Source organism: Bradyrhizobium sp. (genome assembly GCF_027451485.1).
Lineage (GTDB): Bacteria > Pseudomonadota > Alphaproteobacteria > Rhizobiales > Xanthobacteraceae > Bradyrhizobium.
Window position 1 is genome coordinate 1 of record NZ_DAIDJE010000134.1, and the last position, 6,371, is coordinate 6,371.

The following is a 6,371-nucleotide window of genomic DNA, read 5'->3' on the forward strand; positions in this document are numbered from 1 at the left end:
GCGGCCGCTCTCGGCGATCGTGCACGCGATGCGCGAGGTCGCCGACCAAAAGTACGAAACGTCGATCCCGGGATTGGGCGGATCGAACGAAATCGGGCTTCTTGCTGGTGCGCTTGAAGTCTTCAAGACCAACGGCATCGAGAGGCAGCGGCTGACAGAGCAGAAGCTCGAAGAGGCTCGCCACCAGGGCGACCGCTCTCGCTATCTCGATGGCCGGATCCGCGATTTTGACGAGCTGGTTGCGAGCGTCGTCGCAAGTGTGGCCTCATCGGCCGGGCACCTCAAGAGCAACGCCGAGACGCTGTCGCAGGTCGCGAACGAAACCACCAATAAAGCCAATTCCGTCGCAACGGCCGCGGATCAGGCCAGCGCGAGCGTGCAGGTGGTGGCCCGCTCGACAGAGGAGATGACTACCTCCATCGGCGCCATCAGCCGTCGCGTCTCGGATGCCACCCAGCGCGCGGAAGGCGCTGCCGCCCAGGCCGAGAAAAGCCGGGGTACGATCCATACATTGTCGGAGGCGGCGGAGAAAATCGGCACCGTGGTGCAGCTCGTGCAGGCGATCGCTTCCCAGACCAATCTGCTCGCGTTGAACGCGACGATCGAGGCGGCTCGGGCAGGGGAAGCCGGCAAAGGGTTCGCGGTGGTTGCTTCGGAGGTGAAGAACCTCGCGCACCAAACCAGCAAGGCCACGGACGAGATCTCGGCCCAGGTGGGCAACATCCAGGAAATTACCGCAGAGACTTGCTGCGCCATCGATGCCATCTCCGCTACCCTCGGCGAGATCAACGGCATCATGTCCGGCATCGATGTCGATACCGACCGCCAGCGAAACTCGACCCAGGATATTTCCCGAAGTGTCCTGGACGCGGCCCGGGGCACGTTGGATGTGTCGAATCACATCAGTCAGATTACCGCAAGCTCAGCGGAAACCGGGCGGATGGCGGCCGAGGCGCTTGATGCCGCTGCCGACCTGTCCAGGCAGGCAATGACCCTGAAGCGGGAGGTCGACGACTTCATCCGCAGCGTGAAGGCAAGCTGAGCGCTTCATCTGCCTGCGGTAATCCGCCGCATATCCCCGGGCCATTCATTACAAAAGTTTAATTCCTCCGCCAGCGCATCGTAAGGCGGAAATCTCCATGTTGGGACCTGCAACGTACTGGCCTTGGCGCCTGCCTTGGCGCCTTTCGATCTGTGTCTCCTGGAGAAGCTTTTATGACCGACCGCAACACCGTCGATCTTTCCTCACTTCCGTCTTACCGGAGACCGCGCCGGCTGTTGGCGGCACGCAAGTTCGCGCTGATGGCCTCGGTTGTCGCCGGCCTCGGCGTTGCCGTTTACGGGTTTGGATCGTCATCCGGCCCGGTCGACATTTTCAGCACCTCCGCGCATGCCCAGGTCAACAATGAGGTGAAGAAGGTCGCGCAGCCGGTTGGTTTTGCCGACATCGTCGAGCGGGTAAAGCCTTCGGTCATTTCGGTGAAGGTCAATATCAACGAGAAGCTCTCCAAGAACGACAGCGACGACGATTCGCCGTTTCCGCCCGGATCGCCGATGGAACGCTTCTTCCGTCGCTTCGGTGGAGGGGATCTTCCGCCCGGCTTGCGCGCGATTCCGCATGGCCGCGGCGTCGTGACAGGCCAGGGTTCGGGTTTCTTCATTTCGGCTGACGGCTACGCCGTGACCAACAACCATGTGGTCGACGGCGCTGACAAGGTCGAGGTGACGACCGACGACGGCAAGAGCTACAAGGCCAAGGTGATTGGTACCGACGCCCGGACCGACCTTGCGTTGATCAAGGTCGAAGGCGGGTCGAATTTCCCGTTCGCCAAACTCTCCGACGGCAAGCCGCGGATCGGTGACTGGGTTCTGGCGGTCGGCAATCCGTTTGGTCTCGGCGGTACGGTGACGGCCGGCATCGTTTCGGCCAGCGGCCGCGACATCGGCAACGGACCCTATGACGACTTCATCCAGATCGACGCGCCCGTGAACAAGGGCAACTCCGGCGGTCCCGCCTTCAACACCGAAGGGGAGGTGATTGGCGTCAACACCGCGATCTATTCGCCGTCCGGTGGCAGCGTGGGCATTGCGTTCTCGATTCCGGCCGCCACGGTGAAGAGCGTGATTGCCCAGCTCAAGGACAAGGGCTCGGTGAGCCGCGGCTGGATCGGCGTGCAAATTCAGCCAGTCACGCCTGATATCGCCGACAGCCTCGGCATGAAGAAGGCGGAAGGTGCCTTGGTGGCGGAGCCGCAGGCGAACGGTCCGGCAGTGAAGGCTGGAATTGAATCCGGTGACGTGATCACCGCGGTGAACGGTGAAACGGTCAAGGATGCACGCGAGCTCGCGCGCACCATTGGCGGTCTCGCCCCCGGAACGGCGGTCAAGCTCAGCGTGTTGCACAAGGGCCAGGACAAGACCATCAGCCTCACTCTCGGCCAACTGCCGAATACGCTGGAGGCGAAAGCCGACACCGACGATAGCGACAAGGGCGGCACCGCGCATGGAACCGATGTACCGAAGCTCGGTTTGACTCTTGCACCGGCCAATAGCGTTGCCGGCGCCGGCAAGGAGGGCGTCGTGGTCACCGATGTCGACCCCAAGAGTGCGGCGGCCGAGCGCGGTTTCAAGGAAGGTGACGTGATTCTGGAAGTTGCTGGAAAGAGCGTTGCTAATGTCGGAGACGTGCGGGAGGCCATCACCGCCGCGCGCAACGACAACAAGAATAGCGTCCTGATGCGGGTCAAGAGCGGTGGGTCTTCGCGCTTTGTCGCGGTCCCGCTGGCCAAGGGCTGAACGCAGGGAGCGATGGAATGGAGGGTACCGTCGGCCTAATCGCCCCCGCCGACGGCGCTTTCCTTGGGGGCAGGTCAATGAGCCTGCTCCCGTGACTACCTTCCGGTGGAAAACGCCCCCCTCCGTCGGGAGGTCAAAGGGCGGTGAGGTCCCCCCAGCTTCACCGCCCGCTTTTTTGTCTTTAGTTGGCTCAAGAGGGCGCGCCCGTTCGTCTTGCATGAGGGCCCCGGTCGCGCCATGGTGATGGAAACCCTCCCGTGACCGCGATCGCAACCGACACCCAGATGCGACTGTTGATTATCGAAGACGACCGCGAATCCGCCGACTATCTGGTCAAGGCGTTTCGTGAAGTGGGCTATGTGGCCGACCTGGCTGCCGATGGCGAGGAAGGGCTGGCGCTTGCCGAGGGCAACGATTACGACGTTCTTGTGGTCGACCGGATGCTGCCCAAGCGCGACGGCCTGTCGCTGATTGGCGCACTGCGCGAGAAGGGGAACCGCACTCCGGTTTTGATCCTGTCCGCACTAGGGCAGGTCGACGACCGGATCAAGGGCCTGCGGGCTGGCGGTGACGATTATCTGCCAAAGCCCTATTCGTTTGCCGAACTGCTCGCCAGGATCGAAGTGCTGTCGCGCCGCCGGAGTGGCCCGGCCGAGGACACCACCTACCGCGTCGGCGATCTCGAGCTCGACCGTCTCTCGCACCGGGTGACGCGCGGCAAGGAAGAGCTGACGCTGCAACCACGTGAATTCCGACTGCTGGAATATCTGATGAAGCATGCCGGCCAGGTGGTGACGCGCACCATGCTTCTGGAAAATGTCTGGGATTATCATTTCGATCCGCAGACGAATGTCATCGATGTGCATATTTCGCGGCTGCGATCCAAGATCGACAAAGGTTTTGACCGGCCGCTGCTGCATACGATACGCGGCGCGGGATACATGATCCGTGACGGCCTTCGGTAAGCTGATCCGAACGACGGCGTTTCGCCTGACGCTGGTCTATCTGTTTCTGTTCGCGCTGTTCGCCGCATCCCTGCTTGCCTTTTTCGCGTGGAATACCCGGCGTCTGATCACCGAGCAGATCACCGCGACGGTGAATGCGGAGACCAGTGAAATCAGCGATACCTTTGCCCGCCGTGGTTTGCGCGGCCTGGTTCTCGCCATCGAAAATCGCGCACTGCGGCCCGGCGCGAACCTCTATCTCGTGACTACGCCGGCAGGGCAGGCGATCGCCGGCAACGTCGGCTCGCTCGCGCCGGGGGTCATGGCCACGACGGGATGGTCGGAAACCGCTTATCGACGGCTTGATGATCAAGATTCGACCGATCACTACGCCTTGGTTCGGGTCACCGAACTTTCGGGCGGCTTCAGGCTTCTGATCGGGCGCGACCTGGAGGAGCGGCGGCGGCTGTTCGGCATCGTCGCCAAGGCAGCCCAATGGTCGCTGTTGATCGTCATCGTACTCGGCCTTGGTGGCGGCATCTTTGTCGCGCGGCGGGTGCTCCACCGGATCGATGCCATGACCGGGACGACCCAGCGCATCATGGCGGGTGATCTCAGCGGGCGTCTTCCGGTTGGACGGAGCGGCGACGAACTCGATCGCCTCGCACTCAATCTGAACGCGATGCTTGAACGCATCGAGGCGCTGATGATGGGGTTGAAGGAAGTTTCCGACAACATCGCCCATGACCTGAAAACGCCGCTGACCCGTCTGCGCAACCGCGCCGAAGAGGCGCTGGCGAAGTCCAGGACCGAGGCCGAATATCGTTCTGCGCTGGAGCGCACCATCGACGAATCCGACGGCCTGATCCGGACCTTCAATGCGCTTTTGATGATTGCGCGCGCCGAATCCGGGCAGGCGCGTGGCAACATGGATGACTTTGACGCCGCCGATGTCGCCCGCGGCATCCACGAGCTCTATGAACCGTTCGCCGAAGAAGACGGCATGACACTGCATGTAAAGGCCGAACCGGCGCCGCTGCACGGCAATCGCGAATTGATCAGCCAGGCACTGGCCAACCTGGTCGAGAACGCCATCAAGTACGGCAAGCCCGATCTTGCGGTCCAGCCGCTCAATGCCGGCGCCGCTACAGAAGCGGAACGCAAGACGATACTCATCGAGGCCAAGCGCGCGGGCGATCGGATACTGCTCAGCGTCACCGATCGCGGGCCCGGTATTCCGGTGGGCGACCGCAAGCACGCGATCGAGCGATTTGTTCGCCTGGAAGCCAGCCGCACGCAGCCGGGTTCCGGTCTCGGGCTCAGTCTGGCATCCGCAGTGGCGACCCTGCATGGCGGCGACCTCAGGCTCGATGATGCCCATCCGGGACTTATTGCCACACTTGCTATTCCGGCGCTGTCTGGCTCCAGCGACAGACTTGCGGCTCAAACGCAGGATATGCCACAGAAGGCTGCGTGAACGGTTTCGCCATCGCGCTTTGAAAGTCGTCTGAGCTTCTTTCTGGATCGACATTCGTCATGCCCCTTCGTGGAATCCGTGATGCGAATGCCGAGCCTGCCTCGCTTGCCGCAAGCTTTGTCGCCGCGCCGCATCTCACGGACGCGGATAAGGCGGCGCTGCGGCTTTTGGATGTTCTGTCGGATGTGGCTCCTCTCCAGGCGGCTGCATTTCAAGAGCTGTTCGCACGTCATCCTCTCGCCAGGCAGATCCTTGCGAGCATCACCGAGGCTTCGCCTTATCTCCTCGAATTGATCCGGTCCGATGCGGCCCGCTTGCTCAGGCTGTTGCAGAATGAACCCGCTCGGCATTTTGCCCGCCTGATCGCGGGCCTTGGCCAGCATGTGTGGGCAGCAACGAGCGAAGCCGAAGCGATGCAGTCGCTTCGGCTCGTCAAAGCGGAAGCTGCGCTGTTGATCGCGCTGTGCGATATCGGCGGAGTCTGGCCGGTCATGCGGGTGACCGAGGCGCTGACCGATCTGGCGGTCACCTCAGTGCAGTCAGCATTGCAGTTCCTGTTACGGCAGGAGGGGGCGCGCGGAAGGATGCTGCCGCCGAATCCGGAGCGGCCGGAGGAGGGATGCGGCCTGATCGTGCTCGCGATGGGCAAGATGGGCGCCGGTGAATTGAATTTCTCCAGCGATATCGACCTGATCGTTTTTTACGATGCGGAGGCATCTTCGCTGGCGCCCGACATCGAACCGCAACCGTTCTTTGTCCGCATCGCACAGGGCCTGTCTCGGATGCTGCAGCAACGAAGCGGGGAGGGTTACGTCTTTCGGGTCGATTTGCGGCTGCGTCCCGATCCCGCCTCGACGCCGCTGGCAATCTCAACCTCCTCTGCGCTGCACTATTACGAGCGGGAAGGTCGCACCTGGGAGCGTGCCGCCATGATCAAGGCGAAACCGTGCGCCGGCGATCTCAAGGCCGGCGAGGCGCTGATGGCGGAGCTTGCGCCGTTTGTCTGGCGCAAGCATCTGGATTTCGCCGCACTCGCCGACGTGCATGACATGAAGCGGCAGATGCAGACCTATCGTGGGCAAAGCGAGATCACGGTCGAAGGCCATAATGTCAAGATCGGCCGCGGCGGCATCCGCGAAATTGAATTTTTCGCC

Annotated in this window: 4 protein-coding genes and 1 pseudogene; all 5 read left to right on the top strand. The window is 62.3% G+C overall.

Annotated elements, in window-relative coordinates:
* Nucleotides 1-1,042: methyl-accepting chemotaxis protein (locus NEZ08_RS17325; protein ID WP_298109383.1), on the top strand; the 1,042-nt coding region annotated here is incomplete at its 5' end.
* Nucleotides 1,043-1,215: 173 nt separating this feature from the next.
* Nucleotides 1,216-2,796 (top strand): Do family serine endopeptidase, encoded by a 1,581-nt coding sequence (locus tag NEZ08_RS17330; protein ID WP_298109385.1) that lies wholly within the window; start codon nucleotides 1,216-1,218, stop codon nucleotides 2,794-2,796.
* A 284-nt stretch (nucleotides 2,797-3,080) separates the two neighbouring features.
* Nucleotides 3,081-3,761 (top strand): response regulator transcription factor, encoded by a 681-nt coding sequence (locus NEZ08_RS17335; RefSeq protein ID WP_298109391.1) that lies wholly within the window; start codon nucleotides 3,081-3,083, stop codon nucleotides 3,759-3,761.
* Nucleotides 3,745-5,217 (top strand): ATP-binding protein, encoded by a 1,473-nt coding sequence (locus NEZ08_RS17340; protein ID WP_298109388.1) that lies wholly within the window; start codon nucleotides 3,745-3,747, stop codon nucleotides 5,215-5,217. Before NEZ08_RS17335 ends, NEZ08_RS17340 begins: the two co-directional genes overlap by 17 nt.
* Before the next feature lie 59 nt (nucleotides 5,218-5,276).
* Nucleotides 5,277-6,371, top strand: a pseudogene (locus NEZ08_RS17345) (bifunctional [glutamine synthetase] adenylyltransferase/[glutamine synthetase]-adenylyl-L-tyrosine phosphorylase); the annotation flags it as partial.